The following is a 25,248-nucleotide window of genomic DNA, read 5'->3' on the forward strand; positions in this document are numbered from 1 at the left end:
AAATTGTTTGACTTGATGGTGAATAAAATGAATGAACGTTGTGCCGTCCAGCAAGGTAATCTCTGCTCATGCGGATTGGGGACAGATTTTATTGCCACGTCTGTTTTAATTCGCAATCAAAAGATCGCGGCCTACCAGTCGAAAAAGGCAAGATCCCCTCACTCGACAGCCAGAATCCCGGTGCTGAAATATATGTCGCGTGCTCTTTCTCCATTTGTGACATTACTGCTGAGCGCGGAAACGTGTTTCGCGCCCCGGTTCTCACCGGTGCGTGCACTACGTTAGGAAGGAGGCGCGCTGTCATTGTGGCGCGCCGTGATGGTCGGTTCAGTGAAGGGAATAACTGTCGTGACTAGTGGCCAAAATGCTGCTGCCGAGCGCGTCGCCACCTGGGTGAAATCCCTGGGCCAGAGTGCCGGCGCCGACACCACCTTGCGATTTGCGCCGTCGATGTCGAACAGCATCGACATCACTCACGCAAATCCATCGGGTTTGGCCCAGTTTCTTGCAGGTCGGCGCACCCGCCTGTCCACCTTGCTGCACGATGCGGAGCAGTTTGCCGCGGCGCGGCGCACCGCACGGGCGCTGAGCGCCAAAACCGCCGAGCTCTGGGAAGAGCGCGGCATCGACGTGGGCTACCTGGCCGCCGGTGTCGCGAATTGGCGTGCCGTGCACGAGGGCAAAAGCGAACCGGTATCCGCCCCGATCATGCTCGGCCGGATCACCCTGACCAAGCACCTGGACCACGACGACTACGACGTGCAGCTGGTGGGCCGCGCGGAGATATCCCCGGCCTTCGTGCGGCAATTCGAGTCCGACCACGAAGCCCGCATCGACGTGGACGCGGTGGACGCCGCGGCCTACTCCATCGCCCGCTTCGACCCGGTCCGCGGCATGGACGCACTGCGCCAGCAGCTCTCCGAGGTCCCCGGCGTGGTCATCGGCCACCGCCTGCTGGTCTCCACCTTCTCCGATCTGATCGACCCTGCGGACCCGGCGAAGCTCACCGGCTCGCACCCGGTGATCGAGGCGCTGATCCGCGCCGAGGACAACGCCGGCGAGCCCGCCGAAGCCGAGCCAACCGCGCCAGCCAAGGCCTCGGCGGACGCGGACTCCGAGACGCCAACCGAGGCGGAACCCGAAGGCAAAACCGAAGAGCCGGCCGGCTCGCGGCTGCGCCGCGTCGCCAGCCTGATCAAGGACTCCTCCAAAACCCGGCGCTCCGGCGAGCCAAGTGCTCCGGCACCGGGCGGCGCCACCCGCAAGGTGCACACCGGAACCAGCGTGCTGGCCAAGAACAGCGACGAACGCGATCCGGCCGAAGAGCTCTACCTGCTGGACGCCGACGAATCCCAGGCGCGCATGCTGGACTACATCTCCTCGGGTGAATCGGTGAGCATCAACGCCGCCGCCGGCACCGGGGCCACGCAGACCGCGCTGAACGCCGCCGGCCTGCTCGCCGCCCAGGGCAAGCGCGTGCTGGTTGTCGCCGAGCAGCGTTCGGCCGCCGAGGAATTCGTGCGCCGCTTCAACGAGCAGCTCGACGCCGGCAGCCTGCTGCTGGAACCCAATGAGGACCCCGAGGCGCTGCGCAACCTGCTGATCCGCGCGATCCTGCGCAACGAGCGCGCCACCGAACCGCAGCTGGGCAGCCTGCTGGAAAAGCTGCGCGCAAGCCGCAATTCCTTGCACGAGCACGTCAAGTCGCTGCATTCGGTGCGCAGCCGTTGGGGCTGCTCGCCCTACCAGGCGATGCAGGAGCTGGCCCGGCTCACCTCGCTGGATCCGGCCCCGTCCACCACCGTGCGGCTCAAACGCTCGGTGCTCGACTCCATGGGCCAGCGCGGCCACGTCGCCGCGCAGCTCAAGCGCGCCGCGCAGCTGGGCGCCTTCTCCAAATCGCACACCACCAGCCCCTGGTTCGGCGCGCCGCTGCGCAACCAGGAGGCCACCGAGCAGGCGCTCACCCTGGCCGGCGGGCTGGGCCGGGACCTGCCGATCCTGCACGAGCACATGCAGAAGATCGCCGCGCAGTCGCAGATCCGCCTGGAGGACAGCTACGACAAGTGGGGGGACCAGCTCCAGCTGCTGGTCGCCGTGCGCGGTTCGCTGGATAAGTTCGAGGCGGACATCTTCGAAGGCGAGATCGACGATTTGATCGCCGCCACCGCCTCCAGCGCCTGGCGCCGCGAGCACGGGGTGGAGATGGGTTCCATCGTCCGCTCCCGGCTGCGCAAGATCGCCAAGGAGTATGTGCGCCCCGGCATGCATGTCTCCGATCTGCAGGCGGCCCTGCAGGCGGTCTCCGTCCAGCGCGACGCCTGGCGGATCTACGCCACCAGCCAGCGGAACCCCGCGGTTCCCGGCGGGCTGCTGGATGTGGAGGCCGGATACCATGACGCCGGCGCGCGGATCGACAAGCTCGCCGCGGTGCTGCCCGCCCAGCTCGGTGCGCGGCTGCGCGAAATGCCGATCGCCACGCTGCTGGATACCATCGCCGCGCTGGTGGACCGCAAGGAAGACCTGGCCGAGCTGCCCGAACGCACGCTGATCGCCGAGCAGCTCTCCGAGGGCGGGCTGTCGGATCTGCTGGCCGACTTCGCCGAACGGGAAATCGACGCGGACGCGGTGGACGCCGAGCTCGAGCTCGCCTGGTGGCAGTCGGCACTGGAGGCGATGATCTCCGGGGACGACTTCCTCGCGATGAACGACGGCGCGAAGCTGGAGAAGATCGAGGCGGACTTCCGGCTGGCCGACGGGGCGCATATCGCTTCGGGCCCCTCCCGGATCCGCTGGGCGCTGGCGCGCAATTGGAAGGCCTCGCTGGCCGACCACCGGGCCGCCTCCAAGGCGCTGCGCGGCATCCTGAAGGACGGCACCCCCACCGTCGCCGGCCTGCTCGACTTCGGTCCGGCGCTGGTCAACTCGCTGACCCCGGTGTTCGTTTCGGCTCCGCTGCTGCTGGGCAGCGCGCTGCCGGCAGACACCGAATTCGATGCGGTGATCCTGCTGGAGGCCAACTACCTGACGCTGCGCGAGGTGCTCGATGCGGTGCGCCGCTCCAAGCAGGTCATCGCGATCGGCGATGAGATGCTCGGCGGCCCGAAGACCTTCGAGGTGTCGGTGGACCCCACCGCGCGGCTGAAGGAACGCAAGCCCGGGCTCTCCGCGCTCACCGCGCTGAACCGCGTGCTGGTCACCGGCACCTTGTCCACCGTGTACCGCGGCATCGACGAGGGGCTGGTCGAGCAGCTCTCGAACACCTACTACGATTCGGCCATCTCGCGCCTGCCCGTGGCCGTGACGATCACCGGAAGCAGCCCGCTGCTTACCGGGGTGTACGTGCCCGATGCCACCGGAACGCTGTCCAGCAGCGAGGAGGGCGTGCAGACCACCGCCGCGGAGGTCGCCAAGGTCGTGGACCTGGTCTTCGCGCACTTCGCCGCGCACTCCACCGAGTCGCTCGCGGTGATCGCCTCGAACCGGGCCCACGCCGCGGCCATCGCCGAGGCGATCCGCGTGCAGCTGCCCAACCACAAATACGCAATGAACGCCCTGCGCTCCAAGGTTGAACCCTTCGTGGTGACCACCATGGACCGGCTGATCGGGGTGCGCCGCGACGCGGTCATCTTCGCCTGGGGCTTCGGGCGGACCCCGCACGGCAAGACGCTGCACGAATTCGGTGCGCTATCCCGCCCCGGCGGCGAGCAGCTGTTCGTGTCCGCGATGACCCGTTCGCGCAAGCGGATGACCCTGGTCTCCGGGCTGCTGCCGGCCGATGTGGATCTGGACCGGGTGTACCGCGGGGCGCGGCAGTTCTTCGAGCTCTTCGGCCGCGTGCAGGCCGGGGATTCCGGAGTCAGCTCCATGCGCAGCCCGCGTTTCGACGCACTCGTCTCCGATCTGGCCCGGCGCCTGCGCGAACGCGGTGCGATCGTGTCCGAGGACTACCGCGGGGTGCTCGATCTTTCGGCCCACGCACTGGATATGGACGGCGCCGGCGCCGTGCGCCCGCTGGCCGTGGTCTACGATGGCACCGAGCACTATGCCGGGCTGACCGTGCGCGAACGCAGCCGGCTGCGTCCGGAATTCTTCGAGAACCATGGCTGGCGCTACGTGCCGCTGTGGACCATCGACGTGTTTACCGATCCGGCCTCGGTCACCGACCGGCTGGCCCGAAGCCTGGAGCTGCGTCCGGCCGCGCCCGCGGCGACGCACACCGGGCCGCGCACCCGGGTGCCGATGGCCCCGCCGGTCTCCGCCAGCTCCGTCACCGCCGACCCGCCAGCCGCGAAGAAACCGGCGGCCAAACCGGCGGAGCAGCCAGCGCAGCAGCCCGCGCCGAAACCGGCGGCCGCGCAGCCCGCCGAGGACGCGGTGCCGACCCCCGCGCCGATCCCGGCGCGCGCGGAAGGCGCGGAAGCGAAGCCCGACGGCAAATGAGCAAGCAAGCAGGGCGTACTCCGCCGGCGGGCGGCAAGCCCGCCGGCCGGGTGAAGCGTCCGCGCGTTATCGCCCCTCCCCAGCAGCTGAGCGTCAAGGTCGAGCTGACCGGCAGCTATGCGCCGGTGCCCGCCGGCGAATCGGTGGATCGCGCGCTGGCCGCAAGCCGCGGCGGTTCTACCGAGAAGGCCAAGGAGCCGCAGAACCCGCTGGACGAGCTGCGCGCCAAGGACGATGACCCGCGGATGTGGGGAGAGCCGGCCGAGGACCTGGCCGAAGCGATGAAGCGGGACAAGCCGCCGCACTGGGGCTAGTTCACCAGCACCGCGGAGACCTTGCCGCGCGAAACCGCCCCGGCCAGCTCATCGGAGCTGGCATTGGCGGCGGCGACCACGATGATCCCTTCGCCGGGCGTGCCGGCGGCGTTGAACATGCCCAGCTCGCCGCCGCTGTCACCGCCGGGCACCCAGAGCACCGGCACCGCGCGGGCGATGGTGCGCGAACTGATCTGCTGCTCGAACCCGTCCCCGGTGGTCAAGACGATATCCACCAGTTGGCCCGGATTAATCAGGGTCACCGTCGCCGGATCGCTGAGCCGGATGGGCACCGCGACGGTCCCGGCGGCGGAACCGGTGAGCAGATTCGGTCCGACCAGCAGGTGCTCGCGCAGCACCGTGCCCGCGGGGACCGCCACCGCCAGGCGTTGGCCGAGCACCGCGGCCGGCTCGGTGATCACCTGCCGGTCATCGGGAGCCAGCGGAACGCTTTGCACCTCGATCTGCGGCGCGCTCACCGTGCGCCCGGCGGCGATATCCGCCAGCGCGACCACCACCTGGCGCTGGGCCAGCTGCCCGGTGGCCAGCACGTTCAGCGCCGCGGCCAGCGCCAGCAGGGTGCAGGCCAGCGCCAGCGGTTTGCGGTAGCGGCGGAACAGCTCGCTGCGGCTGCGTGCCGCACGGATCCGGGGCCGCGGTATCACCGGGGTGCGGCGTGGGGGTAAATTGCTCATGCCCCCAGCAAAACCCCGCCCGGCACCCTAGCCGCGCGGCAGGCGGCGAACTGTGGGCAACCGGTTAGGGGTCGATGGTGTGCACCAGCTCCGGGGTGATCACCAGGTCCACCGGGCGGTCGTGCGCATCGACCGGGAAATTTCCGGCGGGCACGTATTCGCTCGCGTAGACCAGCGCGGCGATCCGCGTGGCCTTGTCCGCGACCTGCGGCAGGAAGCGGTCGTAGTAGCCGCCGCCCTGGCCCAGGCGCAGGCCGCGCTCGTCGACCAGCAGCGCGGGGATGAACAGGGTATGCACCGTGTCGAAGAGCTGCGCGCCGTGGCGTTCGCCCACCGGCTCGCGCACCGGGGCCCGCGCGCTGTCCACCAGCTGCACCTCGGGGGTCCAATGCGCCCAGCGCAGCTGGTATTCCGGTTCGCACACCGGCAGGTACACCTCGATGCCCGCCTGCACCAGCCGGGGCAGCAGCACCGAGGTGTCCGGTTCATCGGGCATGGACAGGTAGAGTCCGACCCGGGTGACGGTTCCGGTGGAAGAATCCAGGTAATCGAGCACGCGCGCGGCGAGCTGTTCGGCCAGCAGCGCCGAGCTGTTCGCGGAGATCTTCCGGCGGGCTGCCCGCACGGCGGCGCGCCGGGCCTGCTTGCTCTCGCCCGCTGGTGGGGAAGTGGCTGCATTCATGGTCTTACTCTACGCGCCACCCGGACCGTGGGTCATAAAAGTGCAGGTGAGCTCCGCGGGGATACGATATGTGCATGCTGAGTTTTCTGCGCGGAAAAGCCGCGTTGCCCGAGTTGTCCTCCTCGCGTTTGCTGCTGCGCGAGCTGCTGCTGCGCGATCAGCAGCAATGGCTCGCCCTGCGCTCGGCGAACGCGGACTGGCTCAAGCCCTGGGACCCGACGAACCCCTTGGGATCGCCGGAGCCGATGAGCTTCCGGCAGCTGCTCGCCGCCAAGCGGGCGGCGGCGCACGAGGGCACCGGGTACTCCTGGATTATGACGCTGCCGCAGCTGCACCGGGGGAACCCGCCGATCATCGGGCAGATTTCGGTCAGCGGGATCCAGTACGGGGCCGCGCGCAGCGCCTCGCTGGGCTATTGGATCGACGGCGCCCATGCGGGCTACGGGTTGGTCCCGGAGGCCTGCGCGCTGGTGATCGACCACTGCTTCCAACAGCTGGCGCTGCACCGGGTGGAGATCAACATCCGCCCGGAGAACACCCCGAGCCTGCGCGTGGTGGACAAGCTGGGCTTCCGCGATGAGGGGCTGCGCAAGGGGTTCTTGCATATCGACGGGCAATGGCGCGATCATCGAACATTTGCACTAAACCGCGAGGAGCTGCGCGGCAGCATGCTAGAACGCATCTACGAATAAAGCGGTGCGTCCGTTGGCCGAACCCCCGCTGCGGGCGCAGAAGTGCCCATCACTTGCGAATTCTTGCGGACACACCGAGAAAATTGCCCGTGGTTGCCTCCGGCGTTGCATAGTGTTGACCGAGGAAGCTAACTATTCGGCTTCCACCTGATCTGACCGTTCAAACGGTGTTGGAGGACCCCCATGGCTGGCACGTCACAGAGCGAAACGCGAGCGCAGTCTGCCGCGAGCGGACTGAAGATCCGTGTGCGCTATGGGCGGTTGGCGGTGGCGGTGCTCGGCCTGTTGGCGGTGCTCGCCACGCTTCTCGGCCTCGTGCTGGCGCCCTTCACCGCGCTGAGCTTCTCCGCCGTGGGCATCTTCTTCGCCATCGCTCTGGGTTCGGTGGCCACGCTGCGTGCCCTGGCGGTGCGTGATCGCAACCGCAAGCTGCTGGCGCATCTGCAGGCCACCCGCGAGCAGGCCCTGCAGACCCCGGCCTTCGCCGATGAGGCGAACCAGGTCATCTCCCGCAAAGCGGGTGAGGATGAGGTTTTCGACGCCCGCCCGGGTTCCGCCCGCCGCGCCCCGGCGATCACCGCCGAGGAACTGCGTGCCGAAGCGGTGCGCGTGGCCCGCGGGGACGGCGGCGTGAAGCAGCCGGCCACCTGGGAGCCGACCAAGGTGCCTAAGCCGACCTACGTGGAGGTGCGCGAGGCGACGCAGCGCGAAATCGTCGCCCGGGTGCGTCCCGAGCCGATCCCGGTCTCCGAGCCGCTGCGCCCCACCAAGCACATCAGCCTCAAGGCCGCCGAGGGCGCCAAGCGCCTGGCCGCCGAGGTCAGCGCCGAGGAACGCGCCTCGATCGCCAGCGTCGTGGCCAAAACCGAAGCCCCAGCGCCCGCGCCGGTGGAAAAGCCGGTCGAAGCCCCGGTGGCAGCGAGCAAGCCGAAGCTGAATCTGGACGCCGTCATGCAGCGCCGCCGCGCCTAGCACACCGTACAAGGAAGGCCCGCATCGACAAGGATGCGGGCCTTCTGTCTTGCCCAGAGGCTTTGGCTCCGGCGGGCCTAGAGTTCGCCGAAGGGCAGCGGTCCGCGGTTTCCCAGCTGGTGGTCGAAGACGAGCGTGGTTTCGGTGTGCCCGACCGATTCGTCGGTGGCCAGGTTGTCCAGCACCCAGTCGCGCAGCGCCTCGGTGGAGCCGACCGCGATATGCAGCAGGTAGTCGGTGCCGCCCGAGACGTGGAACATCGAGAGCACCTCGGGCAATTGCGGGATGCGCTGGCGGAAGGTGTCGATCTTCTCGCGGTCGTGGGCGCGCAGCTTGACCGAGATCAGCGCCTGCACGGTGCGCCCCACCGCGGCCAGCGACACCTCCGCGTGGTAGCCGGTGAGGATGCCGCGCTCCACCAGCGAGCGGGTGCGCAGCAAGGCGGTGGACGGGGCGATGCCCGCGCGCTGCGCGAGCGTCGCATTGGAGATGCGGGCATTGCTGACCAGCTCGTCGATGATGATTCGATCGATCTCGTCCAGATCGGTGCCGAAGGGAGACTCTGCGTGCGATGACATAAGAATATTTCACCATACCCGCCGCCGTTCGTTGAAATGTTTGGCGGTTTTCTGCTTCGCCTCCGGCTCGGATCCCGCCGCCGATGGCGCCCGGCCGATATATTGGAGCCTATGACACGACGCTCCGAAACCACCGGTGAACCCTTCGACACCCGCCTGGCGGCCTATGCCCTGGTGGAGCACGAGTCCAAGGTGCTGCTCACGCTGTGGGACATGCGTCATCGCGATGCCAGATTCACCCCGTGCTGGTCGCTGCCCGGGGGAGGGGTGGACCTGGGCGAGCAGGCCACCGACGGGGTCATCCGCGAGGTCTACGAGGAGACCGGCTACCACGTGGGCCAGCTTTCCCTGCTCGATGTCAGCACCGGCATCATCCCCGCCGCGAAGCGCTACTCCGGGGACGGTCACCCGATGCAGACCGTGGCCGTGACCTACCGGGCGCGGCTGCTCGGCGGTCAATTGCGCCACGAGCAGGACGGCTCCACCAGCGAAGCGGCCTGGTTCACCCGGGAGGAAATCCTGGGGCTGAACCGGATCGAACGGGTGGACAGCATCCTGCGTTTGACCTCGCCCGGCGTGCGCTAGCGCAAAAGCAAGACCCGCTGGCCTAGAATTCAGGGGAGATGAATTTAGCTAAAACCACCACCGCCGGCGTGCTGGCCCTCGCCGCAACGCTGGCGCTGTCCGCCTGCACAAGCCAGTCCCCGGAGCCGGTCGAAGAATCCAAGGGGATCGAGCTCGCCCTGTCCGCCGGGACGGACCCCACCCAGCGCGCGCTGGGAAAGATCTATGCCGAGGCGCTGCGTGCGGCCGGCTACCAGGTCACCGAGCTCCAGCCGAACGCGGATCCCTACCAGCAGGTGCTCGACGGCAACGCCGACGTGGCCCTCGCCGAGCCCACCGCCGCCGAGCTGCGGGAGGCCACCTCCGGAACCGCGGCGCGCAGCCTGGCCGCCAGCGGCGCCAATGGCTCCGCGGTGCTGGTGATGAGCGCCGCCGAGGCCAAGCACCACTCGGTGGATTCGGTGCCCAGCCTCGCCGCCGCTTGCCCGGAGCTGAGCTTCATCGGCGCCCAGCCGGCCAGCGACCCGCTAGTGGAAGCCCTGGAAGACGCCGGATGCGCCAAGCCCGAGGTGAAGACCGTGGCCGCGGAGCAGCTGCCCGGACAGCTGCGCGCCTCGATCGATCGGGTGCTGGTGCTCTCGGCCGCCGATGCGATCATCGGCGATGAGGGCTTCTACATCGTCCCGGGCAGCGCGGAGATCTTCGCGGACGCGCCGCTGGTGCCGCTGGCCGGTGCGGACCTCGACGAGCCGGCGCAAAACGTCGTGGACCAGGTCAGCGAGCAGCTGGACCAGGAGGCGCTGATCGGCATCAACCGGATGGTCACCGGCGCCGACGCGCTGGACCCGGAAACCGCCGCCACCCGGTTCAAGCTGTTGAACAACTAACCTAGGCGGGTGTTCATGCGCCGACCAGAAGGCGCGCGCCCCGCCCCAATCATGAGAAAGTGTACCCATGGCAGAATTCAAGCAATCCTCGAAGCTCCACAACGTGCTCTACGACATTCGCGGGCCACTGCTTGAGCACGCCCAGCGGATGGAATCCGAGGGGCACCGCATCCTGAAGCTGAACATCGGCAACCCGGCGCCCTTCGGCTTCGAGGCGCCCGACGCGGTGCTGGTGGACATGATCCGCAACCTGCCCAACGCGCAGGGCTACTCGGACTCCCGCGGCATCCTCTCGGCGCGCACCGCCGTCTCGCAGTACTACCAGACCCGCGGCATCCAGACCATCGGGGTGGACGACGTCTACCTGGGCAACGGGGTCTCCGAGCTGATCACGCTGTCGCTGAACGCGCTGCTGAACAACGGCGACGAGGTGCTGATCCCGGCGCCGGACTACCCGCTGTGGACCGCCTCGGTCTCGCTGGCCGGCGGCACCCCGGTGCACTACCTGAACACCGAGGAAGAGGGCTGGCTGCCGGATCTGGCCGATATGGAAGCGAAGATCACCGATCGCACCAAGGGCATCGTGGTCATCAATCCGAACAACCCCACCGGTGCGGTCTACCCGAAGCAGACCCTGGAGGGGATCCTGGAGCTGGCGCGCAAGCACAACCTGATCGTCTTTTCCGATGAGATCTACGAGAAGATCCTCTACGACGATGCGGTGCACATCAACACCGCGGCGCTGGCCGACGACGTGCTGGTGCTGACCTTCTCCGGGCTGTCCAAGGCCTACCGGGTCTGCGGCTTCCGCTCCGGCTGGATGGCCATCTCCGGGCCCAAGCACCAGGCGAAGGACTACGTAGAGGGCATCAACCTGCTCACCAACATGCGCCTGTGCGCCAACGTGCCCGGGCAGCACGCAATCCAGACCGCGCTGGGCGGCTACCAGTCCATCGATGACCTGATCCTGCCCGGCGGCCGGCTGCGCGAACAGCGCGACGCCGCCTACGACCTGCTCCAGGCCATCCCCGGGGTGAGCGTGCAGAAGGCCAAGGGCGCGCTGTACATGTTCCCGAAGCTGGACCCCGAGGTCTACCCGATGCACGACGATGAGAAGTTCGCCCTGGAACTGCTCAAGGCGCAGAAGATCCTGATCACCCAGGGCACCGCGTTCAACTGGCCGGCCCCGGACCACTTCCGCCTGGTCACCCTGCCGGCGGTGCGCGATCTGAAGGACGCGGTGGGCCGCATTTCGGCCTTCCTCGAAGATTGGCGCGCCCGGGCCTAGTAGGTTCTTCGTAAAGACGGTGGAAAACCAACGCAAGTTGGTATTCCACCGTCTTTCTTCAATTAAGCCCAAGATCGATCCGGTGCTCTGGCAACGGGCGAAAGAGGGGATCGCCTCTTTCCAAGTGAAAGAGAATTTCTTCCAAGAGAAGCAACAACTGAAAGTGGGGAGTTGATCGTTTCGCCAAATTCCGTAGTCGCATACGACTTTCGACGCTAAAATCGGGGTTTGGCTTGATAATCTTCATTCGTAACTAGGAAGCTTCAACACGCAAGGAGATCCGAGCATGGGGACTGGTAGCGAAGCGCAGAACCGAATGGTCAACGATTGGCTCACGAGAGTCGATTCTGGCCAGCTACGACTGCCGAGTTTTCAGCGAGGGGTTGCTTGGGACTCCAAGCGCGTAGTTTCGCTTCTCCAGACCATCATCGACGATCTCCCATTAGGCGTTGCCCTGGTTCTTGAAGTTGGCGATAACGAACAGTTCGTCTCAAGACCCTTGGAATCGGTCCCCGAGAGGCCAACCACGGTTACTGAACATTTACTTGATGGCCAGCAAAGACTTACAGCGCTCTATCGCGCATTGCACGATAACGATCCGAAGATGACTTATTTCGTGCATTTCCCTGTTTTGGACGACAACCGTCAAAATGATGATGATGGCGTGACCATCCGCAAGGTATCGCGTTGGGAAAACACTTCCGGAACTAGATTCCCAATTTGGACAGATTCTCCGTGTGAGTGTTTGAACCGTGGATTAATTCCAGTTCGACTGTTTAATCCCATGTTCGACGGCGTCGACGACTGGGTTGAGTCAGCGACGGCGGGTCTAGAACCTGGCGACGAAGTTGATGTTCTTTCCGAGTATCGCAAAGCTCTAAAATTCGCGAGCGATCGAAGAGCACAGATTAGAAAACTAATCGCTGAGAAGCGCGAAACTCTGAAGCACTTCAACCTTCCATATCTGCGTCTCCCAGCCACTACGTCGAAGCACACCGCCTTGGGCGTGTTCGTCAAAATGAACACGAATGCGAAACCTCTGAACGCTCACGACATTATCGTCGCGGAGCTAGAAGGCGCTACTGGCAAGTTGCTCAAAGATCTCGAAGCTGAGCTTGACCAGAAGCTTCCCAAGCTAAAACGATATTTACAGCTTGAATCAGCCGTGTTGCAGACGTCAGCTCTTCTGCAGAATAAGATTCCCAGCCAGCAGGGCTTCTTCGATATGGACTACAAGTTGTTCATTGAAAACTGGGGACTGGTAGAAAGCGGACTAGGCAGGGCCCTGCAAGTCATCGAGTCTATGAGGATCCTAGACAGCGAACGACTTCCATCCATCGTTCCGGTGCCGGTGATCGCTGCACTCCTTGCGGCTGAACCCGACCTAGGAGATCGTCGTGCAACTTCTGACAAACTGATGCGTCGCTATTCATGGCGCTCATTTTTCACGACTAGGTATGAAGCAGCGGCGGCTTCGAGAGCTTTCGTGGACTATCGGGCCTTGAGAGAAGTGCTTGAGGGGACTGGATCTGAAGACTCTGTCCCAGTATTTAACCCGGAGCAGTACCCATTGCCCACCGTCAAAGAGCTCATCGGTGCGGGGTGGCCACGTCGGAAGAGTTCTTTGGCGCGCGCGGTTCTCGCTGCTTCGATTTACTTTGGCGCGAGGGACTTCGCGGACGATACGGAAATTAATTCCGAAAACATCCAAAGCCGCGAGTATCACCATGTTTTTCCGGACAAGCTTTTGAAGGATGCGGGAATCGACTCGATGAGAGCTTTGAACTGTGTCTTGATTACATGGAAGACCAATAGGACGATCGGTCGTCTCGACCCGATCGCTTATTTAGAAGAGCGCGCCCAACGAGCCCCCGATGCAAACGATATCGAGAAACGTCTAGATACTCACCTGACCCCTTTTTCTGCATTGAGGAATGCGGGACCGTATAGCGATCTAAGCGACGAATTGCTGAAATCAGCGGTTCAATCTGATTTTGATGCGTATCTAGAAACACGAGCTGTACTTGTTGCTAAGTTTATGGACTTGTTTTGCAATGGCGAACAACCTCAACTGAACGACGTGAAGTGAAAATAACGTCTATGTATATCTGCGCCGCTTGATGTTCTGAAAGCGCGGGATGGCTAATATTTTGTAATTCAAAGAAGGAGATTTTCGATGAGTAAATATCCCGCCAGCTTGCTTGAAGCACTGCGAGCCGAGCCAGAGATGAAGCTTTCCGAAAGAGCAACCAAAGATGCTTCGTGGTGGCCTGAAGATGCACCAAAGAATAAAAAAGCTGCTGAAAAACGCATGGAGCAGCTGGCAGAGGAACTTTCAGAATTGCAAGAACGACTGTTCGCCGCTTCGGTTGCCGGCGACGGTGCTCCCGCAGTCCTGCTGATCCTGCAGGGAATGGATACTGCAGGCAAGGGCGGAATTGTCCGCCACGTCCTGGGAATGCTGGATCCCCAGGGCGTGGAGCACCATGCATTCAAGGCGCCGACCAAGGAAGAAGCCGCTCACGATTTCCTGTGGCGCATTACCAAGCAGCTGCCGGCTGGGGGACTGGTCGGGGTCTTCGACCGCTCGCACTATGAAGATGTGCTGGTCGCCAAGGTCAAGGGCTTCGCCAAGCCTGAAGTGATCGAATCACGCTACGGAAAAATAGTCGACTTTGAAAAGCAGCTGGTCGAGCAGGATATCCACCCGATCAAGGTGATGCTGCACATCAGCCGCGAAGAGCAATATGAGCGCCTGTCCGAACGACTGGACCGCGAAGACAAGCACTGGAAGTACTCGCCGGGGGATGTTGATGACCGGCTGCTGTGGGATGACTTTCAGGCCGCCTACGAGGTTGCTGTCAACCGCACCAATAACCAGAGCTCTCCTTGGAACATCATCCCGGCTGACCAGAAGTGGAAGGCACGTCTGTGCATAGCCGAGCTATTGCTGGCCACCTTGGAACGCATCACTCCAGACTGGCCTGAAGCTGCCTTTGATGTGAAGGCAGAGAAGGCTCGTCTGGAAGCCGCGAAGTAATGCGCGGTTAGGATCTAGCGACTATTCGCCGGAAGCCTGGTTGTGGTTGGCACGTGCCTGCTCCAAGCGCTGTGAAACGCCCTTGAGCCAATTCTCGCAGTGCGCGGCCAACGCTTCGCCGCGCTCCCACAGCGCCAGCGAGGCTTCCAGCGGCACGCCGCCGGTCTCCAGCTGATTGACCACCGCCATCAGCTCCTCACGGGCCTGCTCATAGGAGAGCTGTGCGATATCTTCGGGGATTTGCTCGGTCATGGTCATTCCTTAAAGTGCTTCGGTGGCCGGTGCGGCCGGGAAAATTTCGTCGACGGTGGCGCTCAGCTTGCCGGCGGCCACGCGGATGCGCAGGCCCTGGCCGGGATGCAGCTCCTCGGCGGTGCGCACCACGGTGCCATCGGCAAGCTGGGTGACCGAATAGCCGCGGTCCAGGGTCTGCTGCGGGGAGAGCGCGCGCATCTGCGCACGCAGATGGCCCAGCTCGTCTCCGGCGCGTTGCACCCGGTGGCGGATCAGCGCCATCGAGCGTTCCCGCCAGCGCCCCAGATCCTCGGCGCGCGCGTCGATCATGTCCTGCGGATTGGCCAGCACCGGGCGCTGGCGCAGCGCCGTGATGGTCTGCGCCTCGCGCTGCAGCAGGTTGTTGATCGCCCGGTCCAGGCGTTGGCGCGAGAGCTCGATGCCGGCGAACTCCTCGTTCAGATCCGGGACGATGCGCTTGGCGGCGTCCGTCGGCGTCGAGGCGCGCAGATCGGCCACATCGTCCAGGATGGGCCGGTCCGCCTCGTGCCCGATGGCCGAAACCACCGGGGTGGTGGCCGCGAAGACGTCGCGGATGAGTTCTTCGTTGGAAAAGGGCAGCAGGTCTTCCAGTGCGCCGCCGCCGCGGGCGATCACGATGACCTCGACGTCCGGGTCGGCGTCCAGGGCGGACAGCGCGGCACGCACCTGGGCGACCGCGTCATTTCCCTGCACCGCGGTGTTGATGATCCGAAAGCGCACCGCCGGCCAGCGCAGCGTCGCATTGCGCACCACGTCCTTCTCGGCGTCCGAATCGCGGCCGGTGATCAGCCCGATGGTGCGCGGCAGCACCGGCAGCGGCAGCTTGTGCTCCATCGCGAACAAGCCCTCGGCGCCCAGGGCCTGGCGCAGGCGTTCGAGCCGCGCGAGCAGTTCGCCCAGGCCCACCGGGCGCAGGTCGGTGGCGTTCAGCGAGAGCCGCCCGGTTTTCGCATACAGGCTCGGCTTGACCCGGGCGACCACGCGTGCGCCGACCTCCGGGGTGGATTCCAGCTTGCGCATCACCGAGGACCAGACGGTGACCGAGAAGGAGTTGTCCGCGTCCACATCGCGCAGCGTCAGATAGCCGTGGCCATTGCGCACATTCGCTTCGAGCAGCTGGCCCTCCACCCAGGTGACCGGGGAGTTCTCGATGTGGATCTTCAGTTTTTCGGTCAGTATGCGCAGCGGCCACGGGTTTTCGGCACTGGTCTCCGCGGCCGTTGCCGGCATGGTGCGCGGCGCTTCTGGTGGCATGGGTCCTCTCCTGCATAACCGGGGCCCGTCCGTGATTAAACGTGCCGGTGGCTCATGAGAGACTATCGCACAATGCCGACGATTTGCCGGATTGCAGGGTGCCCGCCGGGGTGCGCGAGCGGCGGAGCCATGATCACAGTCCGGGCAAAAAATGACGGATTTTCATGCCGCGGAGGCGGTGCGCGGCGCGTTTTTCAACGATTGGGATAATCCTGCCTCAAGCCGTTGTCCGCCTTCGGGCGGGGGAGGACACTGAGCGGTAATTGGGGAAAATTACATAGAGAGATGCAGGATCATGCGGTGGCCATTGGGGAAGAAAAATCTCGTTAGTTCGTCCACCGCGACCTGTTTGGCCTTGGGATTGCTGGTGGGCACGGTGCCTCTGGCCGCCGGGGTGGCAGCCCCCGCGAGCGCGGCCATCGCGGTGGCCGCGGAGCTGTCCATCGATCTGCCGGCCAAGGTACGCACCACCGACAACCTCAATCTGCGCACCGGCCCGTCCACCGCCTATCGGGTCCTGGTCTCGATCCCCAAAGGCACCGCGGTCCCGGTCTCCGGGCGCGCCTCCAACGGGTGGTACAAGGTCAGCTACGCAGGGCATACCGGCTACGTCAGCGGATCCTACGTGGTCGCCGCCACGGTGCGCACCCTGGACAGCCTGAATCTGCGCAGCGGCGCGTCCACCTCGTACAAGATACTGGTGACCATTCCGCGCGGGAACACCGTCCCGGCCTACGCACGGGCGAGCAACGGATGGTACAAGGCCAGTTATGCCGGGCGCACCGGATGGGTCAGCGGCAGCTATGTCACGACCTATCCGAAGCCGCCGGCGGCCCCGCAATCCACCGGCCCGAATCGGACCAGCCGGGTGGTGCTGACCTTCGACGACTGCCCGAGCAGCCTGAGCTCTTTCAACTCGGTCATTTCCTATGCGGCAACCAGCAACATCGGCCTGGTGCTCGCTCCGACCGGTAATTGCCTCGGCTCCTACAAATCGCGCTACGGCGTGGACCTCGCGGCGCTGGCCCGGGGCAAGGGGCAGTGGGTCATCAACCATTCGATCAGCCATCCGGACCTGCGTCCGCTGTCCTGCCTGCAGGCCGGCGCCCAACTGAGCGGCAGCGGAGTGCATACGAACTTCGGCCGGCCACCCTACGGCGCCATCGATGCCAGCGTGCGCTGCGGCTATGACAGCCGCGGCATGGGAATCTGGACCTGGACGCGGGACACCCGGGACTGGGAGGCGAAATCCAAGTCGATCACCGTGGCGCGGGCCGCCGCGGCAGTCCCCGGGGACACGGTGCTGATGCATATGCAATGGTACGGATTCTCACCCGATGCGCTGAAGCAGATCAAGGCCAAGCTGGCGCAGCGCGGGGTGAACGTGTGCCGTGCCTATCACGGGACCGATGGCGCCGGCGCCGTGGTGCGCACCCCGGTCAGGCTGCCCGTCAAGCTGCCGTGCTAGCAGCGATTACGGACACGGAGGCAGATCTCACAGCCTATTAAGGGTGGCGCGCATCATATGAGCATGCGCTAACTTGCGCCGGGTTCGTAGACTAGAGGTATGGCTACTTCCACTTCTGTCCCGGTCTCGTTGCCGATCCCTCGGATTCCGCGTATTCGCCGCACTCCCGAGCAGATCGCCGCAGCCTCCTCGCAGGTCACCGAACGCAAGGTGCTGCTTGCCGCCCCGCGCGGCTACTGCGCCGGCGTGGACCGCGCGGTCATCGCGGTGGAGAAAGCCCTGGAGCACTACGGGCCCCCGGTGTACGTGCGCAAGCAGATCGTGCACAACGTGCATGTGGTCTCGGAACTCGAATCCCGCGGCGCGATCTTCGTCGAAGAGAACGAAGAGGTGCCCAGCGGCGCGCTGGTGGTGTTCTCCGCCCACGGCGTCTCCCCGGCGGTGGTGCAGTCCGCCGAGGACCGCGGCCTGCGCACCATCGATGCGACCTGCCCGCTGGTCACCAAGGTGCACCGCGAGGCCGTGCGCTTTGCGAAGAACGACTATGAGATCCTGCTGATCGGCCACGAAGGCCACGAAGAGGTCGAGGGCACCTACGGCGAAGCGCCGGAGGTCACCACCATCGTGAACAACCCCGAAGAGGCCGACACCGTGCAGGTGAAGGACCCGGATAAGCTCATCTGGCTCTCGCAGACCACGCTGAGCGTGGACGAGACCATGGAGATCGTGCGTCGGCTGCGCAAGCGCTTCCCGAACCTGCAGGATCCGCCCAGCGATGACATCTGCTACGCGACCACCAACCGGCAGGCGGCGATCAAGGAGATCGCCCCGAGCTCGGAACTGGTGATCGTGGTCGGTTCGGCCAACTCCTCGAACTCGGTGCGCCTGGTTGAGGTTGCGCTGGATCACGGGGCGAAGGCGGCCTACCGGGTGGACTTCGCCAACGAGGTGGACGAGACCTGGTTCGAGGGCGTCTCCAGCGTGGGCGTGACCTCCGGCGCCTCGGTGCCAGATGTGCTCGTCCAGGAGGTGCTGGCCCTGCTCGCCGACTACGGTTTCACCGACGTCGCGGAGATCACCACCGCCCAGGAAGACATCATCTTCTCGCTGCCCAAGGAAATCCGCGGCAAGCTCAAGGAGTCCGGCGATGACGCCCGGGCTCTGGGCGGACGGCGCTCCTCGGAAACCCGCTAAGCACTTCATTTCCCGCATCTTCTAAGCAAAGGTAGAATTTCCTCCCGTGGCTCTTACTATCGGAATCGTCGGACTGCCCAACGTCGGCAAGTCCACCATGTTCAACGCGCTGACCCGTGCCCAGGTACTGGCGGCCAACTACCCGTTCGCGACCATCGAACCCAATGTGGGCGTCGTCCCGCTGCCGGACGCGCGGCTGAAGGTACTCTCCGGGATCTTCGGGTCCGAGCGCATCCTGCCGGCCACCGTGTCCTTCGTGGACATCGCCGGCATCGTCAAGGGCGCCTCGGAGGGTGAAGGCCTAGGCAATAAGTTCCTCGCCACCATCCGCGAAGCCGACGCGATCTGCCAGGTCACCCGCGCGTTCGTCAATGACGACGTGATCCACGTGAACGGTAAGGTCGACCCGGCCTCGGATATCGAGACGATCGCCACCGAACTGATCCTCGCCGATATGCAGACCATCGAGAACCAGCTGCCGCGCCTGGAGAAGGAGCTGCGCACCAAGAAGATCGAGAAGTCCTTCGTGGACGCGGTGCTCAATGCGCAGAAGATCCTCGAAGAGGGCAAGACCCTGTACTCCGCGGCCAAGACCGACGGGGTGGATCTCGAAGAGCTCGCCCCGATGCAGCTGATGACCACCAAGCCATTCATCTACGTGTTCAACACCGATGAAGCCGGACTGGCCGACACCGAGATGCAGGCCAAGCTCTCGGCGCTGGTCGCCCCGGCCGAGGCGATCTTCCTGGATGCGCAGTTCGAGGCCGAACTCGCCGAGCTGGAAGAAGACGAAGCCGAGGAGATGATGGAAGATGCGGGCATCGTCGAGTCCGGTCTGGGCAAGCTGGCTCGCGTCGGCTTCGACACCCTGGGACTGCAGACCTACCTGACCGCTGGCCCGAAGGAAACCCGCGCCTGGACCATCAACAAGGGCGCCACCGCTCCCGAGGCTGCCGGCGTCATCCACACCGACTTCCAGCGCGGCTTCATCAAGGCCGAGGTTGTCGGCTTCGAGGACCTGGTTGAGGTCGGCTCGATCGCCAACGCCAAGTCCGCGGGCAAGGCGCGCATCGAAGGCAAGGAATACATCATGAAGGACGGCGACGTGGTGGAATTTAGGTTCAACGTATAAAAATGCCGCCTGAATAGGGTTTTCGTCTCTTCTGCCTCAAGCCGAGGAATTTGCCGGAGTTCCGATCTAGCGTGCGCAACCAGGCGAGTAAGTGCCTCAACCGCTTAGGTCGTTGGCATTCCGCGGTATCCAGTAGGCGTGACCCACACATGAGCGGTAACCACTTGTCGCCCGCTGTCTCGGGCGTTACGCAGAGACGGTACGTTGTCTGGATGGATATGCCCCCAAAGCACATCGTTAGTGTTCGCCGGCACTTGTCGCGTCAGCCGCTGTAAGGCGGCGATGCCCACACGTTGTCCGCGATGTGCTGAATTGAGGGCGATCTCCTGCATGCAGAAGCCAGTGAATCCGTAGGAATCATCACGCTCTGCGGCCACAATGCCCGCTGAGGTGCCACCCACGCGAATCTCGAAAAGTAGCCCTTCTTCCGCGGCATCCTCAAGCGACTCTGCGTCAGCCGGCACGGCCCACTGGCCCAGTTGCGGCCGTGATGGCTTTAGTGCTTCGTAGATTGCCGCGACGCGTTCTGCTGCTTCTTCCGGAGCGCAAGCAACGAGAGTCACATCGTCGTAGCGGTCGGCCAGAGGCTGCTCGCGCATCTCGGCTACGGGGCGTGCCACGATCAGCAGATCTGGCGTAGCTTGTCCAACATCCATACCCGAACCAGTGAGCGCTCGAAGTCGCTGTTCCGGGTCGGGTAGGTTGACGCGCATGCACAGCGGCGAGAAGGCGTCGAAGCTCGGCAAAACATCACCGAGAGCGGCAAATCCCAATGGTTCAGGCGGCAGTGATGTTGCGATTATGTCCACGAATGGCTTCTCAATGTCTCGCCCCCGGAACCGAATACCCGCGACGGCCCAATGTCCGTTCGGCAGTTCCACGCGTCTGTTCGCCCACGCGAGGGGGTCTTGGACGGGGAGCTGAACCATGTCCCGGATCTGGCCGCCCCACTCAGAATCTCCGACGAGGGCGAGGTTTGGCTCCAGCCATTCTGCTAGATTCGTCCGCCACTGTGGCGACCAGTTCTTGATCTGCGAGGAAGTCCATCGCTCGGCCGCTTCTAGTGCATGCGCATCAGGGGTAGTCATCCGGATGAGAATATCAGATATTGAGCATATAATCTGGCTGGTTCGCAGAGCGGCCAGGGAGCGTCTCGCCGTCTTGCGCAGCATCTAACTCGTGTCTGGCGGCAGAGGTTGGTATGTGCGGCGACGTGGTTGAGTATAGATTTAACGTTTAGTCGAGTTCCGGTTCAATCTCTCGATCGCATAGTTTCAAGCACTCAGTCGGCCGTGAAATAATGCTGGTGGGCGCGTAGGTCCGCGAGCAGATTCATCCGGGTTGGATGCGCGAGGGAAGGCTGAATTGTGAGTTGGAAGGGGCCGGCTGCACTTTTTGCGGCGTGGATAGTCCACGACATCGAGGAAGCGTTTGCGTTTCCTACTTCCTGCGATCGTCTCGTGGATCGCACTGGTATAGAACAGCTCAGGATCACGCCGCAGCAATCGTGGATCGCTGTGGGTCTGATGGGAATTCTGGTGGCGGTGGCGTGTGGCCGCGGCGTACGTTCTACCGGGAAGTCGGCGATCTATCGGGCAGTCGTTGCCGGGCTGGAAGCCCACGTCGTGACTCACCTCGGCGCTTCAGTCGCGCAGCGTGGTTACACCGCCGGTGTTGCGACGGTTTTGCCAATCATGCTTCCCGGGGCGCTCATAGCGCGTCGAGAGCTCCAGCGGGACGGGTGCGAGCTGCGGTTTCGTGACACGGTCAACGGCGTCGCATTGCTCCTGCCCGCCGCATTGGTATGCCAGGTAGGCGCACGACTGATCCGTCGGGTGTCCGCGGCCAAGAACTGACCGGAAAAGCAAGAAACGGCATGTCGTGTGAGGTTCGTATGTGCGGCGACCTGGTGGAGTTCCGGTTTAACGTCTAGCGTTATTGACGCCGGTCGTTATAGCCTGGTCTCGGATCGTTCGGCAGCAAGGACACCGAACGATTGTGGCGTCGTGAGCGAGTGCGCTCGATCGATCATCGGATCCATCGGGTCGCACTGCGCAAGCTTCGTCAGGTGGGATCGGCGGAGTCCATCGAGGATCTTCGGGTCCCGCCGGGCAACCGGCTCGAAGCGCTGAAGGGCGACCGCGCCGGGCAGCACAGCATCAGGATCAACGACGAGTGGCGGATCTGGTTCGTGCGGACCGACGCAGGACCGGAGGAGGTGGAGATCGTTGACTACCACTGAGAAGATTGCTCCGATCCACCCTGGGGAGGTCCTCATGGAGGACTTCATCGAGGGCTTCGGGATCACGCAGAACAAGCTCGCCGTGTCGATCGGCGTCCCGCCTCGGCGGATCAACGAGATCGTGCATGGCAAGCGGGGGATCACGGCGGACACCGCGCTCCGGCTCGGCAAGCTCTTCGGCACCACCGCACAGTTCTGGCTGAACCTGCAGACGCTCTACGGCCTCGACCTCGCAGAGGATCGCGCGGCTGAGCAGATCGACGCCATCGTGCCGCTGCAATCCGCATGACCTTCAGCGGGATGGACGCCGCTGAGGTAGTCCGAGTCGTTGGCTGGCTCGAGGAGCGATCAGTCGTCTACCAGGTCAACGGCGGATGGGCCGTTGACGCTCTGCACGGTTCCCAGACCAGATCGCATGGTGATCTGGATGTGTTCGTCGACTCGACGACGGTCGACGCCCTCATGGAATGGTTGCTCGGTCGCGGATACAGCATCGTGGAGGACTGGCGTCCGATCCGAGTTGAGCTGCGCGCCGGCGACAGGGCGGTCGACATCCATCCGATGGACGTGGACTGTGTCGGCGACGGGGTCCAGCAGGGCTTCGGTGAAGACTCGTTCGTCCACCGAGCGCGCGAGCGCGCGGTCGGAGTGATCGGAGATCGCTCGGTAGTTGTCGCGTGCGCCGCGCGACTCATGGCGCTGAGGCTCGGTTACGACCTCCGGCCGGAGGACCGCCACGATCTCGACGTGCTTGGGAGGTTGGTCGCCGACCACTCTTGAGGTCCGTGGCGGGCAGTTGACGCAGATGGTTGTCCGTGCCGGAACTCAGTGGAATTCCGCTTCAACGTCTGACGTGTTCCGGTCGTTGAGCCGGCCGCAGGCGAGACGAAACGTACTATGCTGGCCTCATGATTGACGAGTGGCGACGCGTGTACAGAGAGTCGACGATGGTGGGCTGGGACTTCTCGACCCTCGACGGGCAGCTTAGCGCCGACGAACCGTGGTGGGACTTCGAACAGGATTGCTTCTCCGCCATTGCTTCTGCACGGCGGATTGCGGACCTTGGGACCGGTGGCGGTGAGAGGCTGCTGGACCTGCTGGGCTCGGACGACATCACGGGCAAGAGCATCATCGCCACTGAGGGTTGGGAACCGAACGTCGCGGTAGCGCACCGCGCTCTTGCCTCGCGGGGCATCGCAGTTGTCAGGTACGACTCTGAGCAGGACACGCGGATGCCGTTTGCCGACAGCAGCTTCGATCTCGTGATGTCCCGCCATGAGTCGATTGATCCGCAGGAGATTGCACGGGTGCTGGCTCCCGGGGGTCGATTGTTGACGCAACAGGTCGACGGGCATGATGCGGAGGAGGTCCACGAATGGTTCGGTCAGCCGTTTGAGTATCCGCATGTGACTTCGCGTCGCTTCGTCGATGACATTGAGACGGCGGGCCTGAATGTTGACGTCGTGGACGATTGGCATGGAACGATGGAGTTCGAGAGCGTGACGGCGCTGGTCACGTATCTTGCCTTGACTCCTTGGGATGCGCCGAACTTCTCCGTATCTGAGCACGAGGCCCAGCTGTTGGCGCTGGACGAAGATCGCCCGATCAAGGTGACTCAGCGGCGTTTCCGCGTGTACGCGACGAAGCCGTAGGCCGATGAAGCTGGAGGGTTGGGCCGCACACCGTCAACGCTCACGCAGCGCGGCGGGGACTGAGTCAGATCGGATCGAGACGATCCACCCGGGAGAGATCCTGATGGAGGACTTCATCGAGGGTTTCGGGATCACGCAAAACAAGCTTGCGGTGTCGATCGGTGTGCCCCCGCGCCGGATCAATGAGATCGTGCACGGCAAGCGCGGGATCAGTGAGGACACAGCTATCCGGCTCGCGCGCTACTTCGGCACGTCCGAGGAGTTTTGGATGAACTTACAGTCGAACTATGAGCTGCGGCTCGAGCGTCGAGTGCTGTGCGACATGGTCGCGGCGATCACGCCACTGCGCTTGACGTGATGGACCGCACAGTGCTGCGCCCCGACGGCGTCTGGATCGCGGTCACCGACCTCGGTGGCGATGGCCCCACCGTCGTACTGTTGCACGGCCTCGCGGGGAGTTCACGCGAACTGTTGCCCACGGCGCATGCGCTACCGGGCTATCGTGTGCTGCTCGTAGACCAGCGGGGGCACGGCGCGAGCACGCGGCTTCCCGATGATCTGTCGCGCGATGCGTTCGTCGGAGACGTCGTCGCAGTGATTGAGGAACTCGTCCCTGGGCGGCGGGCGACGCTTGTCGGGCAGTCGATGGGAGCCCACACCGCGTTCCTTGTCGCGGCGGCGAGGCCAGACCTGGTCGAGGGGCTCGTGATGCTGGAAGGGCACGTGGCGGGCAACGGTGATCCGGGAGAGGCTGCCGGACTCGGCAGCTACTTCGAGTCCTGGCCGGTGCCGTTCGAAGACGAAGCTGCCGCGCGGGGGTTCCTCGGTGATGACGCGATCGTCAATGCTTGGGTGGCCGACCTTCTTCAGACCGATGATGGCCTGGTGCCGCGCTTCGATGCCTCGGTCACGCAGCGCACGATCGAGGCCGTCCATGAGCCGCGCTGGCAGGAGTGGGAGGCTCTGCAGGTTCCGACGCTCGCGGTCTTCGCAAAGCATGGGATGTTCAGCGATGCCGATAAGGACGAACTGGTCTGGCGCAGGCCCGAAACGGAGAGAGTAGATCTGGCCGACGGCAGCCATGACGCCCACCTTGACGCCTTCGACGAGTGGACCGATGTGCTCCATCACTGGCTGTCCCGCGATCAGACCGGGCCGTTGCGACCCAGCGGTCGCTGAGGTTGGTCCGTGCCGGAACTTGGTGGAGTTCCGCTTCAACGTCTAGTTCTTCTTGGCTCGAACGCCCTCGGTTTCTTTTGAAGCCGAGGGCGTTTTTGCGTCCAGACGATGGCCTGCTGCTTAGGGAGAGTTGCGGAACGAGATAGCAAGAGATGAAGTTGCAAGGCGCTAGTGACCGTCAGTAGCTGCTGAGCTTAACGCCGGTATCCCACCGTGCGGAGTTGGCTATCGTGGCGAACAGCATGTGTTCCGCATTATGATCTGTAACGCTGCTAACTTGTTGATCTCCCTGTTGCGTCATGTCAATACCTCCGGGAACTTTGATACGTTGCTCCAGGTGAAAACCTCAGGTAAATAGGTTTCTCATTGCACTGCCTTCCTCGCTTCCGGGTGCACCACCGCACGCTGTGGTGGGGCGCGGCTGGATTGTCGTAGACCTTGGTGACCGTCGCATTCGTGTGTGGCTACCGGATCGTCTACGACGTCCATGACGATGTGCTCATAGTGTTGGTGTTGCAAATCGGTCACCGTTGAGAGACCTACAGATGATGTGAAGAGGCGTGCCGGTGGCGGCGGACCGAAGGTGGTTCTGCTTCACGGCTTGTCAGGAAGCTCCCGGGAGCTAATGCTGACTGGGAGGGCACTCCAGGAATGTCGGGTGCTGCTGGTTGATCAGCGTGGGCATGGCCGGAGTAT

Annotated in this window: 26 protein-coding genes; 20 read left to right on the plus strand and 6 right to left on the minus strand. The window is 64.2% G+C overall.

Annotated features, from left to right (window positions below):
- The first annotated feature begins 348 nt into the window (after window positions 1–348).
- Both ACT3TP_RS13705 and ACT3TP_RS13710 read left to right on the plus strand, forming a co-directional pair.
- Window positions 349–4,443 carry a DNA helicase gene (locus ACT3TP_RS13705; RefSeq protein ID WP_444620818.1) on the plus strand — a complete coding sequence of 1,365 codons (4,095 nt, stop codon included), beginning with the start codon at window positions 349–351 and terminating at the stop codon, window positions 4,441–4,443.
- The gene (locus tag ACT3TP_RS13710) at window positions 4,440–4,757 is read left to right on the plus strand and encodes a hypothetical protein (protein WP_444620819.1); all 318 of its coding nucleotides are present in this window, start codon (window positions 4,440–4,442) and stop codon (window positions 4,755–4,757) included. Before ACT3TP_RS13705 ends, ACT3TP_RS13710 begins: the two co-directional genes overlap by 4 nt.
- Here ACT3TP_RS13710 and ACT3TP_RS13715 read toward each other — a convergent pair.
- Entirely contained in the window at window positions 4,754–5,452 is a 699-nt protein-coding gene (locus tag ACT3TP_RS13715; RefSeq protein WP_444620820.1) for an RcpC/CpaB family pilus assembly protein, read from the minus strand. The genes ACT3TP_RS13710 and ACT3TP_RS13715 overlap by 4 nt on opposite strands.
- A gap of 64 nt (window positions 5,453–5,516) precedes the next feature.
- Complete coding sequence (locus ACT3TP_RS13720) at window positions 5,517–6,134, minus strand: 5-formyltetrahydrofolate cyclo-ligase (protein ID WP_444620821.1); 618 nt, start codon at window positions 6,132–6,134, stop codon at window positions 5,517–5,519.
- Between the two features lie 74 nt (window positions 6,135–6,208).
- On the opposite strand from ACT3TP_RS13720, the gene ACT3TP_RS13725 reads away from it, so the two are divergent.
- Both ACT3TP_RS13725 and ACT3TP_RS13730 read left to right on the plus strand, forming a co-directional pair.
- Window positions 6,209–6,826 (plus strand): GNAT family N-acetyltransferase, encoded by a 618-nt coding sequence (locus tag ACT3TP_RS13725; RefSeq protein ID WP_444620822.1) that lies wholly within the window; start codon window positions 6,209–6,211, stop codon window positions 6,824–6,826.
- Between the two features lie 183 nt (window positions 6,827–7,009).
- Entirely contained in the window at window positions 7,010–7,798 is a 789-nt protein-coding gene (locus tag ACT3TP_RS13730; RefSeq protein ID WP_444620823.1) for a hypothetical protein, read from the plus strand.
- Window positions 7,799–7,875: 77 nt separating this feature from the next.
- On the opposite strand, the gene ACT3TP_RS13735 is transcribed toward ACT3TP_RS13730, so the two are convergent.
- Window positions 7,876–8,376, minus strand: a complete 501-nt coding sequence (locus tag ACT3TP_RS13735) for an Lrp/AsnC family transcriptional regulator (RefSeq protein ID WP_444620824.1) — start codon at window positions 8,374–8,376, stop codon at window positions 7,876–7,878.
- Window positions 8,377–8,487: 111 nt separating this feature from the next.
- Here ACT3TP_RS13735 and ACT3TP_RS13740 point away from each other — a divergent pair, with 111 nt between their 5' ends.
- The 6 genes from ACT3TP_RS13740 (at window position 8,488) to ACT3TP_RS13765 (ending at window position 14,155) form a co-directional block, all read left to right on the plus strand.
- Window positions 8,488–8,961 (plus strand): NUDIX hydrolase, encoded by a 474-nt coding sequence (locus ACT3TP_RS13740; protein WP_444620825.1) that lies wholly within the window; start codon window positions 8,488–8,490, stop codon window positions 8,959–8,961.
- Window positions 8,962–8,999: 38 nt separating this feature from the next.
- Window positions 9,000–9,827: a glycine betaine ABC transporter substrate-binding protein gene (locus tag ACT3TP_RS13745; RefSeq protein WP_444620826.1), complete on the plus strand. Its 828-nt coding sequence runs from the start codon at window positions 9,000–9,002 to the stop codon at window positions 9,825–9,827.
- 67 nt (window positions 9,828–9,894) lie between these two features.
- A complete protein-coding gene (locus tag ACT3TP_RS13750) occupies window positions 9,895–11,115 on the plus strand; it encodes a pyridoxal phosphate-dependent aminotransferase (protein WP_444617277.1) in 1,221 nt (406 codons plus the stop codon).
- 19 nt (window positions 11,116–11,134) lie between these two features.
- Window positions 11,135–11,290 (plus strand): hypothetical protein, encoded by a 156-nt coding sequence (locus tag ACT3TP_RS13755; protein WP_444620827.1) that lies wholly within the window; start codon window positions 11,135–11,137, stop codon window positions 11,288–11,290.
- 111 nt (window positions 11,291–11,401) lie between these two features.
- Window positions 11,402–13,204: a GmrSD restriction endonuclease domain-containing protein gene (locus tag ACT3TP_RS13760; RefSeq protein WP_444620828.1), complete on the plus strand. Its 1,803-nt coding sequence runs from the start codon at window positions 11,402–11,404 to the stop codon at window positions 13,202–13,204.
- Between the two features lie 87 nt (window positions 13,205–13,291).
- Window positions 13,292–14,155, plus strand: coding sequence for a PPK2 family polyphosphate kinase (locus ACT3TP_RS13765; RefSeq protein WP_444620829.1), 864 nt, complete (start codon window positions 13,292–13,294; stop codon window positions 14,153–14,155).
- Window positions 14,156–14,176: 21 nt separating this feature from the next.
- On the opposite strand, the gene ACT3TP_RS13770 is transcribed toward ACT3TP_RS13765, so the two are convergent.
- Together ACT3TP_RS13770 and xseA are read right to left on the minus strand one after the other, a co-directional pair.
- Window positions 14,177–14,407 carry an exodeoxyribonuclease VII small subunit gene (locus ACT3TP_RS13770; protein WP_444620830.1) on the minus strand — a complete coding sequence of 77 codons (231 nt, stop codon included), beginning with the start codon at window positions 14,405–14,407 and terminating at the stop codon, window positions 14,177–14,179.
- A gap of 9 nt (window positions 14,408–14,416) precedes the next feature.
- Complete coding sequence (xseA, locus tag ACT3TP_RS13775) at window positions 14,417–15,685, minus strand: exodeoxyribonuclease VII large subunit (protein WP_444620831.1); 1,269 nt, start codon at window positions 15,683–15,685, stop codon at window positions 14,417–14,419.
- A 307-nt stretch (window positions 15,686–15,992) separates the two neighbouring features.
- Here xseA and ACT3TP_RS13780 point away from each other — a divergent pair, with 307 nt between their 5' ends.
- The 3 genes from ACT3TP_RS13780 to ychF all read left to right on the plus strand — a co-directional run bounded on the left by ACT3TP_RS13780 (window position 15,993) and on the right by ychF (window position 19,479).
- Entirely contained in the window at window positions 15,993–17,153 is a 1,161-nt protein-coding gene (locus ACT3TP_RS13780) for an SH3 domain-containing protein (RefSeq protein ID WP_444620832.1), read from the plus strand.
- Between the two features lie 99 nt (window positions 17,154–17,252).
- Window positions 17,253–18,347: a 4-hydroxy-3-methylbut-2-enyl diphosphate reductase gene (locus ACT3TP_RS13785; RefSeq protein WP_444620833.1), complete on the plus strand. Its 1,095-nt coding sequence runs from the start codon at window positions 17,253–17,255 to the stop codon at window positions 18,345–18,347.
- Between the two features lie 46 nt (window positions 18,348–18,393).
- Window positions 18,394–19,479 (plus strand): redox-regulated ATPase YchF, encoded by a 1,086-nt coding sequence (gene ychF, locus ACT3TP_RS13790; protein WP_096283047.1) that lies wholly within the window; start codon window positions 18,394–18,396, stop codon window positions 19,477–19,479.
- A 104-nt stretch (window positions 19,480–19,583) separates the two neighbouring features.
- Here ychF and ACT3TP_RS13795 read toward each other — a convergent pair whose 3' ends face one another.
- Window positions 19,584–20,567, minus strand: coding sequence for a hypothetical protein (locus ACT3TP_RS13795; protein WP_141393428.1), 984 nt, complete (start codon window positions 20,565–20,567; stop codon window positions 19,584–19,586).
- Between the two features lie 279 nt (window positions 20,568–20,846).
- Between ACT3TP_RS13795 and ACT3TP_RS13800 the strand changes: the two genes are divergently transcribed.
- The 7 genes from ACT3TP_RS13800 (at window position 20,847) to ACT3TP_RS13830 (ending at window position 24,552) form a co-directional block, all read left to right on the plus strand.
- Window positions 20,847–21,335, plus strand: coding sequence for an HXXEE domain-containing protein (locus tag ACT3TP_RS13800; RefSeq protein ID WP_444617268.1), 489 nt, complete (start codon window positions 20,847–20,849; stop codon window positions 21,333–21,335).
- Window positions 21,336–21,475: 140 nt separating this feature from the next.
- Window positions 21,476–21,721, plus strand: a complete 246-nt coding sequence (locus tag ACT3TP_RS13805) for a type II toxin-antitoxin system RelE/ParE family toxin (protein WP_157320449.1) — start codon at window positions 21,476–21,478, stop codon at window positions 21,719–21,721.
- Window positions 21,708–22,010 carry a HigA family addiction module antitoxin gene (locus ACT3TP_RS13810; RefSeq protein WP_444617265.1) on the plus strand — a complete coding sequence of 101 codons (303 nt, stop codon included), beginning with the start codon at window positions 21,708–21,710 and terminating at the stop codon, window positions 22,008–22,010. The genes ACT3TP_RS13805 and ACT3TP_RS13810 overlap by 14 nt, the downstream gene beginning before the upstream one ends.
- Complete coding sequence (locus ACT3TP_RS13815) at window positions 22,007–22,501, plus strand: nucleotidyltransferase domain-containing protein (RefSeq protein WP_044496367.1); 495 nt, start codon at window positions 22,007–22,009, stop codon at window positions 22,499–22,501. Before ACT3TP_RS13810 ends, ACT3TP_RS13815 begins: the two co-directional genes overlap by 4 nt.
- Before the next feature lie 128 nt (window positions 22,502–22,629).
- Complete coding sequence (locus tag ACT3TP_RS13820) at window positions 22,630–23,373, plus strand: class I SAM-dependent methyltransferase (protein WP_172801974.1); 744 nt, start codon at window positions 22,630–22,632, stop codon at window positions 23,371–23,373.
- 4 nt (window positions 23,374–23,377) lie between these two features.
- Window positions 23,378–23,731 (plus strand): HigA family addiction module antitoxin, encoded by a 354-nt coding sequence (locus tag ACT3TP_RS13825; protein ID WP_444617262.1) that lies wholly within the window; start codon window positions 23,378–23,380, stop codon window positions 23,729–23,731.
- Window positions 23,731–24,552: an alpha/beta fold hydrolase gene (locus ACT3TP_RS13830; RefSeq protein ID WP_444620834.1), complete on the plus strand. Its 822-nt coding sequence runs from the start codon at window positions 23,731–23,733 to the stop codon at window positions 24,550–24,552. The genes ACT3TP_RS13825 and ACT3TP_RS13830 overlap by 1 nt, the downstream gene beginning before the upstream one ends.
- The last annotated feature ends 696 nt before the right edge of the window (window positions 24,553–25,248 follow it).

It is taken from the genome of Glutamicibacter sp. AOP38-B1-38, from assembly GCF_052377485.1.
Lineage (GTDB): Bacteria > Actinomycetota > Actinomycetes > Actinomycetales > Micrococcaceae > Glutamicibacter.

Excerpts from the sequence above, each read along its gene's own strand:
- ACT3TP_RS13770 (WP_444620830.1), bottom strand. The coding sequence starts at position 14,407 with ATGACCGAGCAAATCCCCGAAGATATCGCACAGCTCTCCTATGAGCAG.
- ACT3TP_RS13735 (WP_444620824.1), bottom strand. The coding sequence starts at position 8,376 with ATGTCATCGCACGCAGAGTCTCCCTTCGGCACCGATCTGGACGAGATC.
- ACT3TP_RS13730 (WP_444620823.1), top strand. The coding sequence starts at position 7,010 with ATGGCTGGCACGTCACAGAGCGAAACGCGAGCGCAGTCTGCCGCGAGC.
- ACT3TP_RS13715 (WP_444620820.1), bottom strand. The coding sequence starts at position 5,452 with ATGAGCAATTTACCCCCACGCCGCACCCCGGTGATACCGCGGCCCCGG.
- ACT3TP_RS13765 (WP_444620829.1), top strand. The coding sequence starts at position 13,292 with ATGAGTAAATATCCCGCCAGCTTGCTTGAAGCACTGCGAGCCGAGCCA.
- ACT3TP_RS13820 (WP_172801974.1), top strand. The coding sequence starts at position 22,630 with ATGATTGACGAGTGGCGACGCGTGTACAGAGAGTCGACGATGGTGGGC.
- ACT3TP_RS13785 (WP_444620833.1), top strand. The coding sequence starts at position 17,253 with ATGGCTACTTCCACTTCTGTCCCGGTCTCGTTGCCGATCCCTCGGATT.
- ACT3TP_RS13720 (WP_444620821.1), bottom strand. The coding sequence starts at position 6,134 with ATGAATGCAGCCACTTCCCCACCAGCGGGCGAGAGCAAGCAGGCCCGG.
- ACT3TP_RS13825 (WP_444617262.1), top strand. The coding sequence starts at position 23,378 with ATGAAGCTGGAGGGTTGGGCCGCACACCGTCAACGCTCACGCAGCGCG.
- ACT3TP_RS13745 (WP_444620826.1), top strand. The coding sequence starts at position 9,000 with ATGAATTTAGCTAAAACCACCACCGCCGGCGTGCTGGCCCTCGCCGCA.
- ACT3TP_RS13815 (WP_044496367.1), top strand. The coding sequence starts at position 22,007 with ATGACCTTCAGCGGGATGGACGCCGCTGAGGTAGTCCGAGTCGTTGGC.
- ACT3TP_RS13740 (WP_444620825.1), top strand. The coding sequence starts at position 8,488 with ATGACACGACGCTCCGAAACCACCGGTGAACCCTTCGACACCCGCCTG.
- ACT3TP_RS13750 (WP_444617277.1), top strand. The coding sequence starts at position 9,895 with ATGGCAGAATTCAAGCAATCCTCGAAGCTCCACAACGTGCTCTACGAC.
- ACT3TP_RS13760 (WP_444620828.1), top strand. The coding sequence starts at position 11,402 with ATGGGGACTGGTAGCGAAGCGCAGAACCGAATGGTCAACGATTGGCTC.
- ACT3TP_RS13830 (WP_444620834.1), top strand. The coding sequence starts at position 23,731 with ATGGACCGCACAGTGCTGCGCCCCGACGGCGTCTGGATCGCGGTCACC.
- ACT3TP_RS13725 (WP_444620822.1), top strand. The coding sequence starts at position 6,209 with ATGCTGAGTTTTCTGCGCGGAAAAGCCGCGTTGCCCGAGTTGTCCTCC.
- ACT3TP_RS13795 (WP_141393428.1), bottom strand. The coding sequence starts at position 20,567 with ATGACTACCCCTGATGCGCATGCACTAGAAGCGGCCGAGCGATGGACT.
- xseA (WP_444620831.1), bottom strand. The coding sequence starts at position 15,685 with ATGCCACCAGAAGCGCCGCGCACCATGCCGGCAACGGCCGCGGAGACC.
- ACT3TP_RS13710 (WP_444620819.1), top strand. The coding sequence starts at position 4,440 with ATGAGCAAGCAAGCAGGGCGTACTCCGCCGGCGGGCGGCAAGCCCGCC.